Origin of the sequence: Enterobacter sp. GD03975 (assembly GCF_029838645.1) — a bacterium.
GTDB lineage: Bacteria > Pseudomonadota > Gammaproteobacteria > Enterobacterales > Enterobacteriaceae > Enterobacter > Enterobacter quasihormaechei.
On record NZ_JAOBZC010000013.1, the window covers coordinates 15604 to 34682 of the forward strand.

General features: G+C 57.2%; 16 protein-coding genes. 10 read left to right on the plus strand and 6 right to left on the minus strand.

All coding sequences use genetic code 11. From position 1 onward, the window contains the following. The first annotated feature begins 16 nt into the window (after positions 1–16). Both aat and infA read left to right on the plus strand, forming a co-directional pair. On the plus strand, positions 17–721 hold the full coding sequence (aat, locus tag N5C09_RS17725; protein WP_279749558.1) for a leucyl/phenylalanyl-tRNA--protein transferase: 705 nt from the start codon (positions 17–19) through the stop codon (positions 719–721). A gap of 284 nt (positions 722–1005) precedes the next feature. Next, positions 1006–1224, plus strand: coding sequence for a translation initiation factor IF-1 (gene infA, locus N5C09_RS17730; protein ID WP_002211347.1), 219 nt, complete (start codon positions 1006–1008; stop codon positions 1222–1224). 71 nt (positions 1225–1295) lie between these two features. Here the strand turns inward: infA and N5C09_RS17735 are convergent, their stop codons facing one another. The 3 genes from N5C09_RS17735 to clpS all read right to left on the minus strand — a co-directional run bounded on the left by N5C09_RS17735 (position 1296) and on the right by clpS (position 4809). Further along, entirely contained in the window at positions 1296–1742 is a 447-nt protein-coding gene (locus N5C09_RS17735; protein WP_279749559.1) for a hypothetical protein, read from the minus strand. 439 nt (positions 1743–2181) lie between these two features. Continuing rightward, complete coding sequence (gene clpA / locus N5C09_RS17740) at positions 2182–4461, minus strand: ATP-dependent Clp protease ATP-binding subunit ClpA (protein ID WP_279749560.1); 2280 nt, start codon at positions 4459–4461, stop codon at positions 2182–2184. 27 nt (positions 4462–4488) lie between these two features. Further along, on the minus strand, positions 4489–4809 hold the full coding sequence (gene clpS, locus N5C09_RS17745) for an ATP-dependent Clp protease adapter ClpS (RefSeq protein WP_006174393.1): 321 nt from the start codon (positions 4807–4809) through the stop codon (positions 4489–4491). Positions 4810–5076: 267 nt separating this feature from the next. Between clpS and cspD the strand changes: the two genes are divergently transcribed. After that, positions 5077–5298 (plus strand): cold shock-like protein CspD, encoded by a 222-nt coding sequence (gene cspD, locus N5C09_RS17750; RefSeq protein ID WP_006809408.1) that lies wholly within the window; start codon positions 5077–5079, stop codon positions 5296–5298. Between the two features lie 70 nt (positions 5299–5368). On the opposite strand, the gene macB is transcribed toward cspD, so the two are convergent. Then, positions 5369–7309, minus strand: a complete 1941-nt coding sequence (gene macB, locus N5C09_RS17755) for a macrolide ABC transporter ATP-binding protein/permease MacB (protein ID WP_279749562.1) — start codon at positions 7307–7309, stop codon at positions 5369–5371. Then, positions 7306–8421, minus strand: coding sequence for a macrolide transporter subunit MacA (gene macA, locus N5C09_RS17760; RefSeq protein ID WP_279749563.1), 1116 nt, complete (start codon positions 8419–8421; stop codon positions 7306–7308). The genes macB and macA overlap by 4 nt, the downstream gene beginning before the upstream one ends. A 159-nt stretch (positions 8422–8580) precedes the next feature. On the opposite strand from macA, the gene N5C09_RS17765 reads away from it, so the two are divergent. Continuing rightward, entirely contained in the window at positions 8581–9537 is a 957-nt protein-coding gene (locus tag N5C09_RS17765; RefSeq protein ID WP_279749564.1) for a VirK/YbjX family protein, read from the plus strand. Here N5C09_RS17765 and N5C09_RS17770 read toward each other — a convergent pair. Beyond that, positions 9534–11192 carry an ATP-dependent endonuclease gene (locus N5C09_RS17770; protein WP_107535040.1) on the minus strand — a complete coding sequence of 553 codons (1659 nt, stop codon included), beginning with the start codon at positions 11190–11192 and terminating at the stop codon, positions 9534–9536. The genes N5C09_RS17765 and N5C09_RS17770 overlap by 4 nt on opposite strands. Before the next feature lie 290 nt (positions 11193–11482). On the opposite strand from N5C09_RS17770, the gene aqpZ reads away from it, so the two are divergent. From aqpZ to ltaE, 6 genes are all read left to right on the plus strand, one after another. Next, positions 11483–12178 carry an aquaporin Z gene (gene aqpZ, locus N5C09_RS17775; protein ID WP_131637871.1) on the plus strand — a complete coding sequence of 232 codons (696 nt, stop codon included), beginning with the start codon at positions 11483–11485 and terminating at the stop codon, positions 12176–12178. A 175-nt stretch (positions 12179–12353) separates the two neighbouring features. After that, positions 12354–13253: a lysine exporter LysO family protein gene (locus N5C09_RS17780; protein ID WP_279749565.1), complete on the plus strand. Its 900-nt coding sequence runs from the start codon at positions 12354–12356 to the stop codon at positions 13251–13253. A 144-nt stretch (positions 13254–13397) separates the two neighbouring features. Further along, the gene (gene hcp / locus N5C09_RS17785) at positions 13398–15050 is read left to right on the plus strand and encodes a hydroxylamine reductase (RefSeq protein ID WP_279749566.1); all 1653 of its coding nucleotides are present in this window, start codon (positions 13398–13400) and stop codon (positions 15048–15050) included. 10 nt (positions 15051–15060) lie between these two features. Further along, entirely contained in the window at positions 15061–16029 is a 969-nt protein-coding gene (gene hcr, locus N5C09_RS17790; RefSeq protein WP_131637868.1) for an NADH oxidoreductase, read from the plus strand. 294 nt (positions 16030–16323) lie between these two features. Then, positions 16324–18042 (plus strand): ubiquinone-dependent pyruvate dehydrogenase, encoded by a 1719-nt coding sequence (gene poxB, locus N5C09_RS17795; RefSeq protein ID WP_155024272.1) that lies wholly within the window; start codon positions 16324–16326, stop codon positions 18040–18042. Positions 18043–18080: 38 nt separating this feature from the next. After that, on the plus strand, positions 18081–19079 hold the full coding sequence (gene ltaE / locus N5C09_RS17800; protein ID WP_279749567.1) for a low-specificity L-threonine aldolase: 999 nt from the start codon (positions 18081–18083) through the stop codon (positions 19077–19079).

The window sequence follows — 19079 nt, forward strand, 5'->3', positions numbered from 1 at the left end:
CTGGAGTTCTGTTGTCATGCGCCTGGTGCAGCTTTCTCGCCATAATATTGCGTTCCCTTCTCCGGAGGGGGCGCTGCGTGAACCTAACGGATTGCTGGCTCTGGGCGGCGATCTCAGCCCGGCGCGTCTCCTTATGGCTTACCAGCGCGGCATCTTCCCGTGGTTTTCCCCCGGCGACCCGATTTTATGGTGGTCTCCCGACCCGCGAGCCGTGCTATGGCCTGGGCAGTTTCACCTGAGCCGCAGCATGAAGCGTTTTCACGCAAAATCGCCCTATCGCGTTACGCTCAACCACGCCTTCGGGCAGGTCATTGAAGGCTGCGCTGAAGATCGTCACGAAGGCACCTGGATAACCCGCGACATCGTTATCGCCTACCACCAGCTTCATGAGCTGGGCTACGCGCACTCCATCGAAGTATGGAAAGAGGATGACCTCGTTGGCGGAATGTACGGCGTGGCGCAGGGCACGCTGTTCTGCGGCGAGTCGATGTTCTCCCGCGCTACCAATGCGTCGAAAACCGCGCTGCTGGTGTTTAGCGAGGAATTTGCCCAACGTGGCGGACAGTTGATGGATTGCCAGGTGCTGAATGAGCACACCGCCTCGCTGGGCGCCGTGGAAATTTCCCGCCGACGCTATATCGAACACCTCGAACAGTGCCGACAGGAGACCCTTCCGCGCGATTTTTGGGTTCCCAGAACGCTCTTTATGCCCAATGCCTAAATGTTTTCCGCATATTTTTTATGAGGGTGTTATAATTACGCCGCAGAGTAGCTTCTGCCTGTTGCCCCGCCGCCGTTTGGGACCCCCGCTTCAGATAACGTCCTGACGTTTATCCTGTCGTCTCCCCTTTACGAATGCGCTTTCCGTTCGGTTGTACCGTGACGCTTGGGCAATACGCTGAAATTGTTTTGCTGCGTTTTAAACGCGCAATTCTTTACTTAATTGATGAATTTCGGCATTATCTTGCCGGTTCAAAACTTGGTAGTGATACCCCAGAGGATTAGATGGCCAAAGAAGACAATATTGAAATGCAGGGTACCGTACTTGATACGTTGCCTAATACCATGTTTCGCGTAGAACTGGAAAACGGTCACGTGGTAACTGCGCACATCTCCGGTAAAATGCGCAAAAACTATATCCGCATTTTGACGGGCGACAAAGTGACTGTTGAACTGACCCCGTACGACCTGAGCAAAGGCCGCATTGTCTTCCGTAGTCGCTAATTGTTTTCGCCTGTAATGGCAGATGAATATTTAAAAGGTCGGGATAATCCCGGCCTTTTTTATTTAGGGTCTTAGTGTGGCTGTGTCGGCAGATGTATTGTCATCCATGGTTGTACAGGAGCGATTAAATCCCCCGCCATAGAATGAGCCATGTCATGGAGTAATCCCGTCAGGTGCGGCAACATATCGCGGTCAAAATGCGACACAAGCAGCACGTGGTTTAACGCCCGGCAGTAGTCGCACTTCGTTTCGGTATCTTCCAGTAGCCACTCTTTTTGTCGCGGTTGTTCCGCTTCGTCCTCAAGTTCCACCACCTGAAAATCACGCATGGATTCTGTGAGGCCGGATTTTACCTCTTCCAGATAAGCTCCGAGACAGCGGCAAACAGCCTGCGTTTGTGGGAGCGAATGACAGTCGAGCAGGATTTCAGTGAGCAGGTTACAGCGTTCGGCAAGAGTTGGGAGATCGGGGTTAAGTGAGAGTTCGCTATAGAGCTGAGAAAGATTGTTATTTTCCATTTGATTATGACTCCGTGTGAAATGATGAGATCTCCACCCGAACGCCAACTCAGGTGGCAGACTGAACCGGTTTGGCGTACCGACCCACACGGGAAAATCGGCGCTTCAAAAGAAGCCCCGGTTCAGCCCACCATAATTGAGTCTGCGGATTATATCGCTAGCTTTCAAAAGTGTGAACGAACCTGATGATAGTTGAACGTATCAACATCATTTCTCGTGTGTAATCAGGACGCCAATCCCGGCACCTGATTTTGCAGGTGCGCCGCCATTTTATTACTGTGGATTTATCCAGCAACCAACTTCGAACGAAACTGGAAAGCGCCTCGCAAAATTACTCTGCGCCTGATGCCCTCACCCCACCCCTCTCCCACAGGGAAAGGGAGAAAGGCAGGCATAAAAAAACCGGGCTATTGCCCGGTTTTTAGACCTACGTAAGAAATCAGTGAGCCGCTTCCGGCTTGTGCTTCGCCGCACTCTGGAAATCATACGTCAGCTCGTTCTTCGCCTGGTCCAGCGCCACGGTCACCTGGCCGCCGTCCACCAGCGAGCCAAACAGCAGCTCGTTCGCCAGCGGTTTCTTCAGATTGTCCTGAATCACGCGCGCCATCGGACGGGCACCCATCGCACGGTCGTAGCCTTTCTCAGCCAGCCAGTTGCGGGCCTCCTGGCTCACTTCCAGCGACACGCCTTTCTGATCCAGCTGAACCTGCAACTCGACGATGAACTTGTCCACCACCTGATGGATCACATCGGTAGACAGGTGATCGAACCAGATAATGTTGTCCAGACGGTTACGGAACTCCGGCGTGAAGATCTTCTTGATCTCCTCCATCGCATCGGTGCTGTTATCCTGGTGGATCAGGCCAATGGATTTGCGCTCGGTTTCACGCACCCCGGCGTTGGTGGTCATCACCAGCACCACGTTGCGGAAGTCCGCCTTGCGCCCGTTGTTATCGGTCAGCGTTCCGTTGTCCATCACCTGCAACAGGATGTTGAACACGTCCGGGTGCGCTTTCTCGATTTCATCGAGCAGCAGTACCGCGTGCGGATGCTTGATCACCGCGTCGGTGAGCAGGCCGCCCTGGTCAAAGCCCACGTATCCCGGAGGCGCACCAATCAAACGGCTGACGGTGTGACGCTCCATATACTCGGACATATCAAAGCGCAGCAGCTCGATGCCCAGCGCCTTGGAGAGCTGAACCGTCACCTCGGTTTTCCCCACGCCGGTCGGGCCGGCGAACAGGAAGGAACCAACAGGCTTGTGGTCATGCCCCAGGCCAGCACGGGCCATCTTGATCGCTTCGGTTAAGGCCTCAATGGCTTTATCCTGACCAAAGACCAGCATTTTCAGGCGATTACCGAGCGTGCGCAGCGTATCGCGATCGCTCTGAGAAACGCTCTTCTCAGGAATACGCGCGATGCGGGCGACCACGGACTCGATATCCGCCACGTTCACGGTTTTCTTACGTTTGCTGGCCGGCATCAGGCGCGCACGCGCACCCGCTTCATCAATCACGTCGATCGCTTTATCCGGGAGATGACGATCGTTGATGTATTTCACCGCCAGCTCCACCGCCGCACGCACCGCTTTCGCGGTGTAACGCACGTCGTGGTGCGCTTCGTACTTCGTTTTCAGGCCGTTGATGATCTGCACCGTTTCGTCAACCGACGGCTCGGTGACGTCGATTTTCTGGAAACGACGCGCCAGCGCACGGTCTTTCTCGAAAATGTTGCTGAACTCCTGGTACGTCGTGGAGCCCATCACGCGGATCTTGCCGCTTGAAAGCAGCGGTTTGATCAGGTTAGCCGCATCCACCTGGCCACCGGAGGCCGCACCTGCGCCGATAATGGTGTGGATCTCATCGATAAACAGGATGCTGTTGGTATCCTGCTCCAGCTGTTTTAACAGCGCTTTGAAGCGTTTTTCAAAATCACCGCGGTATTTAGTGCCCGCCAGCAGCGAACCGATGTCCAGCGAGTAGATGGTGCAGTCAGCGATCACTTCCGGCACGTCGCCCTGCACGATACGCCAGGCAAGCCCTTCGGCAATCGCGGTTTTACCCACGCCAGATTCCCCCACCAGCAGCGGGTTGTTCTTACGGCGACGGCACAGCACCTGGATGGCACGCTCCAGCTCTTTGTCGCGGCCAATCAGCGGGTCGATACCGCCGACGCGAGCAAGCTGGTTAAGGTTGGTGGTGAAGTTTTCCATACGATCCTCCCCGCCTGCTTGCTCTTCACTGTTGTTGATCTGCCCGCTGGGATCCGACGCCTGGTTAGGCTCGTCTTTTCGCGTTCCGTGAGAGATGAAGTTGACCACGTCGAGCCGGCTGACTTCGTGTTTGCGCAGCAGGTAGGCCGCCTGGGACTCCTGTTCGCTGAAGATGGCGACTAAGACATTCGCGCCAGTCACTTCGCTACGTCCGGAAGACTGGACGTGGAAAACCGCGCGCTGCAATACGCGCTGGAAGCTGAGCGTCGGCTGCGTGTCGCGCTCTTCTTCACTGGCGGGCAGCACCGGTGTGGTTTGTTCGATGAAGGCTTCGAGTTCCTGACGTAGCGCCACCAGATCCACGGAGCAGGCTTCCAGCGCTTCGCGGGCAGATGGGTTGCTAAGCAATGCGAGCAGCAGGTGCTCGACGGTCATAAACTCATGTCGGTGCTCACGCGCTCTGGCGAAAGCCATGTTTAAACTGAGTTCCAGTTCTTGATTGAGCATAGGCACCTCCCCCAATTTTATGCCTTATCAGGCCTTTTCCAGCGTACACAGCAACGGATGCTCGTTCTCCCTTGCATAGTCGTTCACCATCGCTACTTTGGTCTCCGCGACTTCGGCAGTGAAGATGCCGCAGATCGCTTTGCCACGATAATGAACGGTAAGCATCAGTTGCGTTGCACGTTCAACATCATAAGAAAAGAACTTTTGTAGCACGTCAATAACAAATTCCATTGGCGTGTAATCATCGTTCATTAACATAACTTTATACATAGATGGCGGTTTTAGCGCGTCGCGCACTTTATCTTCCGCCAGCTGGTCAAAATCCAGCCAATCGTTGGTCTTACCCATGATGCATAACCACTTTGAATCTACCTCAGATGTTAGATAACAATCATCTATTACTGTCATCCGCGATGTCTGTCACAAACTGTTGCAATAGCGTTAACTGCCTCAAATTTTGGTTGATTATTGTCCCAACTCCAGCGCCAAACCCTTGACGGCGTCTTCCGATTCTCTAAATTGTACAAGCGTGAGTTGGCGAGGTTTTGAACAGCCCCCACTCCACCACCGGTTCATTCCATCTTAATTTATAAGATTTACGAAGGATGTCGAAGCATGGAAATGGGTACTGTTAAGTGGTTCAACAACGCCAAGGGGTTTGGCTTCATCTGCCCCGAAGGCGGCGGCGAGGATATCTTCGCTCACTATTCCACCATTCAGATGGATGGTTACAGGACGCTCAAAGCCGGGCAGTCCGTCCGGTTCGATGTACACCAGGGGCCAAAAGGCAATCACGCCAGTCTTATCGTGCCCGTTGAAGCAGAAACGGTTGCATAGCTCTCTGATTCATTGTGTACACCCCGCAGGCAAAATGCCAGCCCGATCGGCTGGCATTTTTATTTTCGGGTTATTCTCGCGCCAGCGCATCCACCGGATCGAGCCGCGCCGCGTTTCGCGCCGGCAGCCAGCCGAACAGAATACCGGTGAAGGTGGAACATAAAAACGCCGTCAGGATCGCCATCGGCGAGAAGCCAATCTCCCAGCCCGGTAAGAAGAGCTGGAGCGCAAAGGCGATCATCATCGAGAGCGCAATCCCCATCGCACCGCCCACCAGACACACCAGCACCGCTTCAATCAAAAACTGCTGAAGCACGTCGCTGGCTCTGGCCCCGACCGCCATGCGGATGCCAATCTCCCGCGTACGCTCCGTCACCGACACCAGCATAATATTCATCACCCCGATCCCGCCGACGACCAGCGAAATCACCGCCACCAGCGTCAGGAACAGCTGAAGAGTACGTGTGGTCTTTTCCGCCGTTTTCAAGAGGCCGTCCATGTTCCAGGTGAAGAAATCCTTCTTCCCGTGGCGCAGGGTTAACAGCCGCTCCAGCTGCTGTTCCGCCAGCGCGCTGTCGTAGCCCTCCTTCACCCGCACGGTGATGGAGTTGAGCCAGGACTGGCCCATAATGCGCCCGGAAATGGTGCTGTACGGCAGCCAGACGCGCAGGATCTTGCTGCTGCCAAACATCGACTGCTTCTCCTCCGCCACGCCAATCACCGTGGCAGGCATGTTGCCGACCAGTATCACCTCGCCCACTACGTTCGTTTTATTGGGGAAAAGCTGCCTGCGCGAGTTAGCATCCAGCACCACCACCTGCGCCCTGCCCGCCAGCTGTTCGGCGTTAAAGGTCGCCCCTTCGCTGAAGGTCATGCCGTAGACGTTGAAGTAATCTCCGCTGACGCCGTTAGCGCTGGCCGCCACGTCAATGTTGCCGTAGCGCAGACGCAGATTTTGCGAGACGGCAGGCGTGGCGGAATTGACCCACGGCTGCTTCTGAATCGCCGCCAGATCGTCATACTTCAGCGCCTGCTGATACTGCGGCTCGTCGTCGCCAAAATCTTTGCCGGGATAGACGTCGATGGTGTTGGTCCCGATGGCGCGAATATCCGCCAGCACCAGCTGTTTCGCCGCATCGCCCACCACCACAATCGACACCACCGAGGCAATACCGATGATGATGCCGAGCATGGTCAGCAGCGTGCGCATTTTGTTGGCTGCCATCGCCAGCCAGGCCATGGTCAGCGCCTCGCGAAAGCCGCTGGAGAACTGTCCCCAGCCGCCAGAGGTGGGCAAGGCTTCCTTCGGTGCGGCCGCTCTGGACTGACGCGGCGGCGGGTTGCTGACAAGCTCCCCGTCGCGGATCTCAATGATCCGTTCGGCCTGTGCCGCCACCTGCGGATCGTGGGTGACGATAATCACCGTGTGCCCCTGATCGCGAAGCTGGTGGAGGATCGCCATCACCTCTTCACCGGAATGGCTGTCGAGCGCCCCGGTTGGCTCATCGGCGAGGATCACCTGTCCGCCGTTCATCAGCGCGCGGGCAATGCTCACGCGCTGCTGCTGACCGCCGGAAAGCTGCGAGGGCTGATAATCCACCCGCTCCGCCAGCCCGAGACGCGTTAACAGCGCCTTTGCGCGCTCAAGGCGTTTTTTCCGCTCCACGCCCGCATACACCGCCGGCACTTCCACGTTCTGCGCCGCGCTCAGGTGTGAAAGCAGATGGTAGCGCTGGAAGATAAAGCCAAAATGCTCGCGGCGCAGCTTCGCCAGCGCGTCGCCGTCCAGGGTGGACACGTCCGTGCCGGCCACGCGATAGGTGCCGCCGGTGGGTTTATCCAGACAGCCGAGGATGTTCATCAGCGTTGATTTACCCGAGCCTGACGCCCCGACAATCGCCACCATTTCACCGGCTTCCACGCGCAGGGAGATGCCCTTCAGCACCTCCACCGGCCCGTCGCCGGACGGGTAGCTGCGGCGAATGTCATTCAGCTCAAGCAGCGCCGTCATTGCGCGGCTCCGGGCAGGCTTTCGCTGGTGACCACTTCCTCACCCGCTTCCAGCCCTTTCACCACCACCACGTCGGTATCGTTACGCGCGCCAATCACCACTTCCCGCTCGCGGGTTTCGCCGTTGCGCAGCACTTTCACCTTGTAGCGATTATCCCCGGCGGATTCGCCCAGCGCGGAGAGCGGAACCGTCAGCACGTTTTTCACGCCGGTCAGCTGAATATGCACCTGAGCGGTCATGTCCAGACGCAGCACGCCCTGCGGGTTTGGCACCTCGAAACGCGCGTAGTAGAAGATGGCGTCGTTTACCTTTTCCGGCGTCGGCAGGATATCTTTCAGCACGCCCTCATAGCGGGTTTGCGGATCGCCCAGCACAGTAAACCAGGCTTTCTGCCCCGGCTTAAGGTGAATGACGTCCGCTTCGGACACCTGAGCTTTCACCAGCATGGTGCTCATGTCTGCCAGGGTCAGGATGTTCGGCGCCTGTTGCGCGGCGATAACCGTCTGGCCTTGCAGGGTGGTGATCTGCGTCACTTCCCCGGCCATAGGCGCAACGATTTGCGTGTAATCAAGGTTGGTTTTCGCCGTATCCAGCGAGGCCTGATTCCGCTTAATCTGCGCATCGATGGTGCCAATCTGCGCCTGCTTCACCGCCAGCTCCGTGCCGGCAGTGTCCAGATCCTGTTTCGAGATGGCCTGCGTTTTCGCCAGCGCCTGCTGGCGCGTCAGGGTGACCTGGGCAAGATTACGCTCTGCCTGAGCCTGAGCGCGCTGCGCGCGCAGCTCCATCAGCGTCGCCTCCACTTCGCGGATCTGGTTTTGCGCCTGCTCAGGATCGATCACCCCCAGCAGTTGGCCTTTTTTAACCTTATCGCCAATCTCAACTGACAGGGTTTTAAGCTGGCCGCTGACCTGCGCGCCCACGTCAACTTTACGCAGAGCATCCAGTTTCCCCGTCGCCAGCACGTTCTGTTGCAGCTCGCCCGGACGGACAATCAGCGTTTGATACTGCGGTACCGGCGCGTTCAGCACCTTCCATAACCAGAATCCGCCCGCCAGCACCACTACCGCCAGCAGCAGAAACAGCTTTCTGCGTTTTCCCTTCAGGTTCATAAATATTCCAAATAGTTGTTCTGGCTACCATCAACGTTGATTTTATCTAAACCACTCCTCAACGAAACCCCCGATCCCCGTAATCGTCGGGAATTGTTTACCCGATGTTGATAAAGCGCCTGCTGAAATAGCGACATTCCACCAGAAGCAGGATCTAACATGTCTTCCATCGTCGATACACCCTATTCAACCCTGCCCCAGCCTAAATCAGGCTGGCAACTGTTCAAAAGCCTGGCATCGGGTTCCCTCACGCCGGGGCTGGCGTGGCAAAATCCGGCCTATCGACGTAAGTTTATGTTGCGCTCGCTGGCAACGCCTCTGACCACTGCGCGCCTGCTCGCAAACCTTGCGAAACAGCCCCGTCTGATGCAGCTCCTGCGCGTGCAGCCCGGCCTGCCGTGCCGCCTGCACCGACCGTGGCTGACCGTCAACATGGACCGTCAGCATACGCTGGAGGCACTGAACGATCACTATCAGATGATGAACCGCCATCTTCCGGCGTCGTTGCTGAACGGCTACCTCTCCAGCCAGGGCATCACCCTGGTGACGGTAACGGGCAAAGAGGAGCAGCAGTTTAGCATTCGCCTGAGCGCGGATGCGTTTCTGGATAAAGAAGGGGAAGCGACCCTTACGTTTTGCGACCACCAGAACACGGTGCTGGCCGAACTGACCTTTACGCTGTGCAAATATGAAGGCAAGACAACGCTGTTTATCGGTGGAATGCAGGGGGCGAAAGCGCATGTCCCGCACGAGCACATTCAGCTTGCGACAAAAGCCTGCCACGGGTTGTTCCCAAAACGTCTGCTGGTGGAAGCGGTCATGACGCTGGCAGACGCTTTCCCGGTCGAGCAGATCCTCGCGGTGAGCAACGCCACCCACATCTACCGCAGCTGGCGCTATCGCAAGAAAAAAGAGGGAAAATTGCTGGCTGACTACGACAGCTTCTGGCGCTCTCTTGGCGGACAGCAGCAGGAGAATGGCAACTTTGCTCTGCCTTTAACCATGCCCCGTAAACCGATGGAAGAGATTGCGAGTAAAAAACGGGCCGAATACCGCCGCCGCTATGCCCTGCTTGATAGCCTGATCCAGCAGGTTTCGCAGGCGACCGCCCGCTAATCTGCCCTCCCGCGCGCCAGCCAGAGCACGCGGGAGAACATTTTACGCAGCAGGGTCGGCACCGACTCCACGCCCCGCCTGCCCGCTTCCGTCGCCACTTCAATGGCCAAATCCGGCTTCGACGACCGCTGAATGGCTTTAGCAATCACCCGACGCATATTCATGGGCACGTCTACCGGGATCATCGCCACGCGGTGAAAAACGTCGTCAAATCCCTGGCGGTACATGAAGTGCTCCATGTCCATCGCGGGCAGCGTGGTCAGATGCTCCCGCTCCTCTTCACGATCGTTATTGAGCAGGCTGCGCACGGTCGCCGCGTATTTTTTCCCCGCCTCATCGCCGTCTACCAGCACGTGCCACTCGATCCCCATCCGGCGTGCAAATTTGATCAGCGGCTTTAAGCCGGACTGGGCAAATTCAATCACCTTGATCCCCTCAGCATCAAAGTGGTGTCCGCACTGGCGAGCCAGCTCGTTTATCACCCAGGTTTCGGTTTCCCCTTCCACCAGCAGCCAGCAGCGGGCAAACAGGGAAGAGGCGCGGTTAAAACGGATATGAAACGCAATTCGACGGCCATCTTCGGCATTTAACCCGCCGGGCCCGAGCCGGTAGGCGGTAACGCGCGACGATTCACGCACCAGGCGGCAGACGTACTCCACCGGCGTCAGGGAGAGCAGCTCGCCGGAATTCGTGGTAGTGACACGCTGCAACGGCAGAAGATTCAGAAGATGCCACGCCACGGAAAGCATAATCGGGTGCAGACGCGTTTCCGGATCTTCCACCAGCAGCAGCGGACGCGCGTCCCGATCCAGGCGCACCGTCCCCTTAGCCTGTAAAAGCGTGGAGAAGAGTCCCAGCAGGATCACCCGATGCGTACGCCCGCCGGGCCGGTCGATCATGCGGTTGATGATATCGAGATAGCGCCAGCTTCGTTGCTCATCGTGCGAGCGGCGGCGCATCAGGCGGTGGCGAGCCTGGCCCGTTCCCTGCTCGGAAAAGTAGTGCTCCAGTAATTGCACCATGGCAGAAAGACCCTGGCGGATCTGGCCGTCGGTGAGGTTCTGCGGCCGCGAAACCAGTTCCCGGGCGAGAAAATCCAGCTCGCGGGCGGTCACCTCCACCTCTGGCATATTCGGCACGGTGCCGTTACGGATCCGCCGCATAAAGCGCGCGTCACGTAAGCGCAGCACGGGAGACAGGCGGATCAGATGACGGGCAAGATCGTCAATCTGTTCGAGCGGGATCGGATTTCCCTTCTCATCAAGAAATTCACGCAGGGTTAATACCCCGTCGTTTTGCGCCATTTCGCCCTCAAGGCGATAGAAAATACGGTGGAAACCGTCTTCACAGGGCACCCAGCAGGGGGACATCGGACGAAAACGGCGCACGCGATGGCGACCGGGCTCGGATTCGCGGAAGGTCAGAATGATATGCAGATGTTTTTCTCGTCCGTTGACATCCCCCGGCGGAAACCAGAAGTCGTCATGAACGAAGTGGTACAAGTTCTCTTCGGGCGAAAGCAGCAGCGTCAGGGCATCCAGCAGGCTGGATTTACCCCAGGCATTCTCGCCTATCAGGACGTTGTTCTGTTCCAGCTGTAGTGACAGGCGGTTAATCCCGCGGAACCCGACAATCTCCACACGTTCGAGTAGCATACATCCCCCGCATTTCGGCCACTTTTTCCTTCACGTTATCAGCAGTATAGCGGCAGGCTATGTGTCACGACAGCAGAATATATGCCCGATTAATCATTGGGCCATGCGCGGTTCCCTCCGTTCTGAACAAGGAATGACATCACATTGCCTTAAATCAAATTTAGTGAATTTATTTGAGTGGCGGAGGAAAGTTGATGGTTTCAAAATACTGGCTCTTTGCGTCGTCATCCCTTTATGACGATATAAACCGCGCGCAGAGCTGCGTGCGGAGGTTTATTTTTGAGGTGGTTATGTTCAGAAAATTAGCGGCAGAATGTTTTGGTACATTCTGGCTGGTATTGGGTGGTTGCGGTAGCGCAGTACTGGCAGCCGCATTTCCGGAATTAGGTATTGGATTTGTCGGCGTTGCGCTGGCATTCGGTTTAACGGTATTAACCATGGCCTTCGCCGTGGGGCATATTTCCGGGGGACATTTCAACCCGGCCGTTACGTTAGGCTTATGGGCGGGCGGACGTTTCCCGGCGAAAGACATTATTGGCTATATTATTGCTCAGGTTATTGGCGGTATTATTGCCGCGGCGGTGCTGTACGTAATTGCCAGCGGTAAAGCGGGTTTTGACGCAGCGGCCAGCGGTTTTGCCTCGAACGGTTTCGGCGAACACTCTCCGGGCGGCTACTCAATGCTGTCTGCCATCGTGATTGAAATTGTCCTCACCGCAGGCTTCCTGCTGGTGATCCACGGCGCGACGGACAAACATGCGCCTGCCGGCTTCGCCCCTATCGCGATTGGCCTGGCGCTGACGCTGATCCACCTGATCTCCATTCCGGTGACCAACACCTCCGTAAACCCGGCGCGCAGTACCGCGGTGGCCATTTTCCAGGGCGGCTGGGCGCTTGAGCAGCTGTGGCTGTTCTGGGTGATGCCAGTTATCGGCGGTATTCTGGGCGGCGTGCTGTACCGCACCCTGCTGGAAAAACGCGATTAATTAAGTGCGGCCTGTAATGTCGGGTGGCGCTAAAGCTTACCCGACCTACGTGAGTGTGCACTTTGTAGGCCGGGTAAGGCGTAGCCGCCACCCGGCTTTTTTGTAGCTTTACCTTACAGCCTTTATTGGGTAGTGTCTCTGGCGCTTAACAGACACATAAAAGGACCGGCTGTTCATGTTCTCAGGACTCCTCATCATTCTTCTGCCCCTGATTGTGGGCTACCTTATTCCGCTGCGTCATGAATCGGCCTTAAAGCTCATTAATCGTTTTCTCAGCTGGATTGTTTACGTCATTCTTTTCTTTATGGGGATCAGCCTGGCGTTCCTGGATAATCTGGCGACAAATTTACTTTCCATCCTGCATTATTCTGCGGTCACGGTCGTGGTTATTTTGCTGTGCAATATTGCCGCGCTACTGTGGCTGGAACGCACTATTCCCTGGAAAAATCACCACCATCAGGAAAAGCTTCCCTCCCGAATTGCGATGGCGCTGGAATCATTAAAGCTGTGCGGCGTTGTGGTGCTCGGTTTTTTACTGGGGCTGACCGGCTGGGCATTTTTACAGCACGCAACGGAAGCCAGCGAATATACGCTGATTTTCCTGCTGTTCCTGATTGGTATTCAGCTGCGCAATAACGGCATGACGCTGAAACAGATTGTCCTTAACCGCCGGGGAATGATTGTTGCCGTTGTCGTTGTGGTCAGCTCAATGGCAGGAGGAGTGATTAACGCCTTTATTCTCGACCTGCCGCTGAAAACCAGCCTGGCAATGGCATCCGGTTTTGGCTGGTATTCTCTCTCCGGTATTTTGCTGACCGAATCGTTTGGCCCGGTGATTGGCAGCGCCGCCTTCTTTAACGATCTGGCGCGCGAGCTGATAGCCATCATGCTGATCCCCGGTCTGGTACGCCGCAGCCGCTCTACCGCGCTGGGCCTGTGTGGCGCCACCTCGATGGACTTTACCCTGCCGGTGCTACAGCGCTCGGGAGGGCTGGAGATGGTCCCTGCCGCCATCGTACACGGCTTTATTCTGAGCCTGCTGGTGCCCATTCTGATGGCGTTTTTCTCAGCCTAATACTGCTTTGGCGGTAGTGACCCTGCCGCCAAAATTGCGCTAAATCAATAACCCTCCACTTAGTACAAGAAAGCACTTTTCTCCGCTGTGGCACAGGCATAACCTTAAACATGTATCTCAAATATAACTTTAACAGGTGTGATTATGTTTTGTGTGCAATGTGAACAAACCATCCGTACCCCGGCAGGCAACGGCTGCTCTTACGCGCAGGGTATGTGCGGTAAAACCGCAGAAACGTCCGATCTTCAGGATCTGCTGATTGCGGCGCTACAAGGCTTGTCCGCCTGGGCCTTCAAGGCCCGTGAATATGGCATTGTCGATCATTATGTCGACAGCTTTGCGCCGCGCGCATTTTTCTCCACGCTGACCAACGTTAACTTCGATTCTCCACGTATTGTGGGCTATGCCCGCGAAGCGATTGCCCTGCGTGAAGCTCTGAAAGCGCAGTGCCTGAATGCCGATGTCAGTGCCCACGTGGACAACCCAATGGCGGAGCTTCAGCTGGTGAGCGACGACCTGAGCGAGCTACAGCGCCAGGCCGCAGAATTTACCCCCAATAAGGACAAAGCGGCGATTGGCGAGAACATCCTCGGCCTGCGTCTGCTGTGCCTGTACGGCCTGAAAGGTGCAGCGGCCTATATGGAACACGCGCACGTGCTCGGTCAGTACGACAACGATATCTACGCCCAGTACCACAAAATTATGGCGTGGCTTGGCACCTGGCCTTCCGACATGAACGCCCTGCTCGAATGCGCAATGGAAATCGGCCAGATGAACTTCAAGGTCATGAGCATTCTGGATGCCGGTGAAACCAGCACCTACGGCCATCCGACCCCGACGCAGGTCAACGTCAAAGCGACCGAAGGCAAGTGCATCCTGATCTCCGGCCACGACCTGAAAGATCTCTACAACCTGCTGAAGCAGACCGAAGGCACCGGGGTTAACGTCTATACCCACGGCGAAATGCTGCCCGCCCACGGCTACCCGGAACTGCGCAAATTCAGTCATCTGGTGGGTAACTACGGCAGCGGCTGGCAGAACCAGCAGGTAGAGTTCGCCCGCTTCCCTGGTCCTATCGTGATGACCTCTAACTGCATCATCGACCCTACCGTGGGCGCGTATGATGACCGCATCTGGACCCGCAGCATCGTCGGCTGGCCGGGCGTGAGCCACCTTGAAGGCGATGATTTCGGTCCGGTTATCGCCCAGGCGCAGCAGATGGCGGGCTTCCCGTACAGTGAAATCGAACATCTGATCACCGTCGGCTTTGGCCGCGAAACGCTGCTGGGTGCGGCAGATTCTCTGATTGACCTCGTCAGCCGTGAAAAGCTGCGCCACATTTTCCTGATCGGCGGCTGTGACGGCGCGCGCGGCGAACGTAACTACTTCACCGATTTCGCCACCCGCGTGCCGGATGACTGTCTGATCCTGACCCTGGCCTGCGGTAAGTACCGCTTCAACAAGCTGGACTTCGGCAACATCGAAGGTCTGCCGCGCCTGGTGGATGCCGGCCAGTGCAATGATGCTTACTCGGCCATCATTCTGGCGGTCACGCTGGCAGAGAAGCTGGGCTGCGGCGTGAACGATCTGCCGCTGTCGCTGGTGCTCTCCTGGTTCGAGCAAAAAGCGATCGTCATCCTGCTGACCCTGCTTTCTCTCGGCGTGACCAACATCGTCACCGGGCCGACCGCGCCAGGCTTCCTGACGCCGGACCTGCTGGCCATCCTGAACGAGAAATTTGGTCTGCGTTCCGTGACCAATGTTGAAGATGATATGAAACAGCTGCTGAGCGCGTAAGGAGTAATTCATGACCATGCCAACCTCACAATGTCCGTGGCGGATGCAGGTACATCACATCCATCAGGAGACGCCGGATGTGTGGACGCTGTCGCTGCTGTGCCATGACTACTACCCGTACCGCGCGGGTCAGTATGCGCTGGTCAGCGTCCGCAATTCGGCGGACACCCTGCGCGCCTACACGATCTCCTCAACGCCGGGCGTGAGCGAATACATTACGCTCACCGTCCGCCGCATTGATGACGGTGCAGGCTCCCAGTGGCTGACCCGTGACGTGAAGCGCGGAGATTATATCTGGCTGTCTGACGCACAGGGCGAGTTCACCTGTGACGATAAGACGGAAGATAAATTCCTGCTGCTGGCGGCGGGCTGTGGCGTGACGCCGATTATGTCAATGCGTCGCTGGCTGGCGAAATACCGTCCGCAGGCCGACGTGCAGGCGATCTTCAGCGTGCGCTCCCCGGAAGATGTGATTTTTGCCGAAGAATGGCGCAACTATCCGGTGACGCTGGTTGCGGAGAACAATGCCACGCACGGGTTTATTGCGGGCCGCCTGAGCCGCGAATTGCTGCAAAGCGTGCCGGACATTGCGAACCGTACCGTGATGACCTGCGGCCCGGCGCCGTACATGGAGAGTGTGGAAAAAGAAGTGAAAGCGCTGGGCGTGACCCGCTTCTTCAAAGAGCAGTTCTTCACGCCCGTGGCGGAAGCGGCAACCAGCGGGATGAAGTTCACGAAGCTGCAACCGGCGCAGACCTTCTTTGGCCGCGTGGGCACCACGCTGCTTGAAGCGCTGGAAAGCAACAACGTGCCGGTAGCGGCAGCCTGCCGCGCTGGGGTGTGCGGATGCTGCAAGACCAAAGTGGTTTCCGGTGAGTACACCGTCACCAGCACCATGACGCTGACCGACGCGGAAATTGCAGAAGGTTACGTGCTGGCATGCTCGTGTCACCCGCAGGGGGATTTGGTGCTTGCATAAACGGTAACCGTTAACGCCACCGGGCTTTTAGCCGGTCCAGCTCATCTGTCTCTGTAACCCTTGTAGGCCCGGTAAGCGTCAGCGCCACCGGGCTTTTTTGCCGGGTGGCACTGCGTTTACCCGGCCTACGTTGGGCCTGCCGCCTGTAAGGCAAGTCGTAACAAGAGTTTGCCGGGTTCGCCACACGCATTCCATTGCCGTGAAAGCCATCGTTAAATGAAGGTTGTTGCACAGGCAATACAGTCACTTTCTTCTAAGCTTGTAAGCGATATCACATAAAGGAGAAGGACAACCATGAAACAAACCGTGGCTGCATACATAGCGAAAACCCTTGAGCAGGCTGGCGTAAAGCGTATCTGGGGCGTCACCGGCGATTCGCTGAACGGACTCAGCGACAGCCTTAACAAAATGAAGACCATTGAATGGATGCCCACCCGCCATGAAGAGGTCGCCGCCTTTGCCGCGGGTGCCGAAGCGCAGCTCACGGGCGAACTCGCCGTCTGTGCCGGCTCCTGCGGGCCAGGAAACCTTCACCTTATCAACGGTCTTTTCGACTGTCACCGCAACCATGTGCCGGTGCTGGCGATTGCCGCACACATTCCATCATCCGAAATCGGCAGCGGCTATTTTCAGGAGACGCATCCCCAGGAACTGTTCCGTGAATGCAGCCACTATTGCGAACTGGTCTCCTCGCCGGAGCAGATCCCGCAGGTGCTGGCGATAGCCATGCGTAAGGCGGTCCTGAATCGTGGGGTTTCTGTGGTCGTCCTGCCGGGCGACGTGGCGCTGAAGGCCGCACCTGAAACCGCCACCACCCACTGGTACTCGGCGCCGCAGCCGACCGTCACCCCCGCTGAAGAAGAGCTGAAAAAGCTAGCGCAGCTGCTGCGATACTCCAGCAATATCGCCCTGATGTGCGGCAGCGGCTGTGCCGGTGCGCATAATGAGCTGGTGGAATTTGCCGCTAAGCTGAAGGCGCCAATCGTCCACGCCCTGCGCGGGAAAGAGCACGTTGAGTACGATAACCCGTACGACGTCGGCATGACCGGGCTGATCGGTTTTTCCAGCGGCTTCCATACCATGATGAACGCCGACACGCTGATCCTGCTCGGCACCCAGTTCCCGTACCGCGCGTTCTACCCGACGGACGCCAAAATTATTCAGATCGACATCAACCCTGGCAGTATTGGCGCGCACAGCAAGGTGGATATGGCGCTTATCGGCGATATTAAATCCACCCTCGCCGCCCTGCTGCCGCTGCTGGAAGAGAAAACGGACCGCAAATTCCTCGATAAAGCCCTGAGCGATTATCGCGATGCGCGCAAGGGGCTGGACGACCTCGCCAAACCGAGCGAGAAAGCCATTCACCCGCAGTATCTGGCGCAGCAGATCAGTCACTTCGCCGACGACGATGCCATTTTCACCTGCGACGTGGGTACGCCCACCGTCTGGGCCGCACGCTACCTGAAGATGAACGGTAAGCGTCGCCTGCTTGGCTCGTTCAACCACGGCTCGATGGCGAACGCCATGCCGCAGGCGCTGGGCGCAAAAGCGACGGCACCTGAACGTCAGGTGGTAGCGATGTGCGGCGACGGCGGGTTCAGCATGCTGATGGGGGATTTTCTGTCGGTGGCGCAGATGAAGCTTCCGCTGAAAATCGTGGTCTTTAACAACAGCGTGCTGGGCTTCGTGGCGATGGAGATGAAGGCCGGAGGCTACCTCACGGACGGTACCGAGCTACACGACACCAATTTCGCCCGCATTGCCGAAGCCTGCGGCATCACCGGCATTCGGGTGGAGAAAGCCTCAGAGGTGGACGATGCCCTGCAACGCGCCTTCTCCATCGACGGCCCGGTGCTGGTGGATGTGGTGGTGGCCAAAGAAGAGCTGGCGATCCCGCCGCAAATCAAGCTGGAACAGGCCAAAGGTTTCAGCCTCTACATGCTGCGCGCCATCATCAGCGGGCGCGGTGACGAGGTGATCGAACTGGCAAAAACCAACTGGCTCAGGTAAAACATTTCACATGACCTCTTAAATTAAAGGGATGTGAAATGATTGATTTACGTAGTGATACCGTTACCCGCCCGGGTCGCGCCATGCTCGAAGAGATGATGGCCGCCCCGGTCGGGGACGACGTCTACGGCGATGACCCGACGGTCAACGAACTGCAATGCTATGCCGCCGAACTTGGCGGAAAAGAGGCCGCCCTCTTCCTGCCCACCGGCACCCAGGCTAACCTGGTGGCGCTGCTCAGCCACTGCGAGCGCGGGGAAGAGTATATTGTCGGCCAGGGCGCGCATAACTACCTGTACGAAGCCGGCGGCGCGGCGGTGCTTGGCAGCATCCAGCCGCAGCCGATCGATGCCGCGCCGGACGGCTCGCTGCCGCTGGATAAGGTCGCGGCGAAAATCAAAGCCGACGATATTCACTTCGCCCGCACAAAGCTGCTCAGTCTGGAAAATACCCACAACGGCAAGGTCCTGCCGCGCGAATACCTGAAAGCAGCGTGGGAATTCACTCGCGAGCGCAACCTCGGCCTGCACGTGGACGGCGCGCGCATCTTTAACGCCGTGGTGGAGTATGGCTGCGAGCTGAAGGACATCACCCAATATTGCGACTCCTTCACCATTTGCCTCTCAAAAGGGCTGGGTACGCCGGTGGGTTCGCTGCTGGTCGGTAGCGCAGACTACATCAAGCGCGCCAACCGCTGGCGCAAAATGACCGGCGGCGGAATGCGTCAGGCGGGTATCCTGGCGGCTGCCGGACTGTACGCGCTGAAAAATAACGTAGCGCGCCTGAAAGACGATCACGACAATGCTGCGTGGATGGCGGCACAGCTGAGCGAGATCGGCGCTGACGTGATGCGTCACGACACCAACATGCTGTTTGTCCGCGTCGGCGATGAACACGCTGCGCTGGGCGAATTTATGAAAGCGCGCGGCGTGCTGATCAACGCCTCCCCGGTTGTGCGTCTGGTGATGCATCTTGACGTTAACCGCGAACAGTTAACAGACGTGGTGAAACACTGGCAGGCGTTTTTACAGCGTTAA

Excerpts from the sequence above, each read along its gene's own strand:
- aat (WP_279749558.1), top strand. The coding sequence starts at position 17 with ATGCGCCTGGTGCAGCTTTCTCGCCATAATATTGCGTTCCCTTCTCCG.
- infA (WP_002211347.1), top strand. The coding sequence starts at position 1,006 with ATGGCCAAAGAAGACAATATTGAAATGCAGGGTACCGTACTTGATACG.
- N5C09_RS17735 (WP_279749559.1), bottom strand. The coding sequence starts at position 1,742 with ATGGAAAATAACAATCTTTCTCAGCTCTATAGCGAACTCTCACTTAAC.
- clpA (WP_279749560.1), bottom strand. The coding sequence starts at position 4,461 with ATGCTCAATCAAGAACTGGAACTCAGTTTAAACATGGCTTTCGCCAGA.
- clpS (WP_006174393.1), bottom strand. The coding sequence starts at position 4,809 with ATGGGTAAGACCAACGATTGGCTGGATTTTGACCAGCTGGCGGAAGAT.
- cspD (WP_006809408.1), top strand. The coding sequence starts at position 5,077 with ATGGAAATGGGTACTGTTAAGTGGTTCAACAACGCCAAGGGGTTTGGC.
- macB (WP_279749562.1), bottom strand. The coding sequence starts at position 7,309 with ATGACGGCGCTGCTTGAGCTGAATGACATTCGCCGCAGCTACCCGTCC.
- macA (WP_279749563.1), bottom strand. The coding sequence starts at position 8,421 with ATGAACCTGAAGGGAAAACGCAGAAAGCTGTTTCTGCTGCTGGCGGTA.
- N5C09_RS17765 (WP_279749564.1), top strand. The coding sequence starts at position 8,581 with ATGTCTTCCATCGTCGATACACCCTATTCAACCCTGCCCCAGCCTAAA.
- N5C09_RS17770 (WP_107535040.1), bottom strand. The coding sequence starts at position 11,192 with ATGCTACTCGAACGTGTGGAGATTGTCGGGTTCCGCGGGATTAACCGC.
- aqpZ (WP_131637871.1), top strand. The coding sequence starts at position 11,483 with ATGTTCAGAAAATTAGCGGCAGAATGTTTTGGTACATTCTGGCTGGTA.
- N5C09_RS17780 (WP_279749565.1), top strand. The coding sequence starts at position 12,354 with ATGTTCTCAGGACTCCTCATCATTCTTCTGCCCCTGATTGTGGGCTAC.
- hcp (WP_279749566.1), top strand. The coding sequence starts at position 13,398 with ATGTTTTGTGTGCAATGTGAACAAACCATCCGTACCCCGGCAGGCAAC.
- hcr (WP_131637868.1), top strand. The coding sequence starts at position 15,061 with ATGACCATGCCAACCTCACAATGTCCGTGGCGGATGCAGGTACATCAC.
- poxB (WP_155024272.1), top strand. The coding sequence starts at position 16,324 with ATGAAACAAACCGTGGCTGCATACATAGCGAAAACCCTTGAGCAGGCT.
- ltaE (WP_279749567.1), top strand. The coding sequence starts at position 18,081 with ATGATTGATTTACGTAGTGATACCGTTACCCGCCCGGGTCGCGCCATG.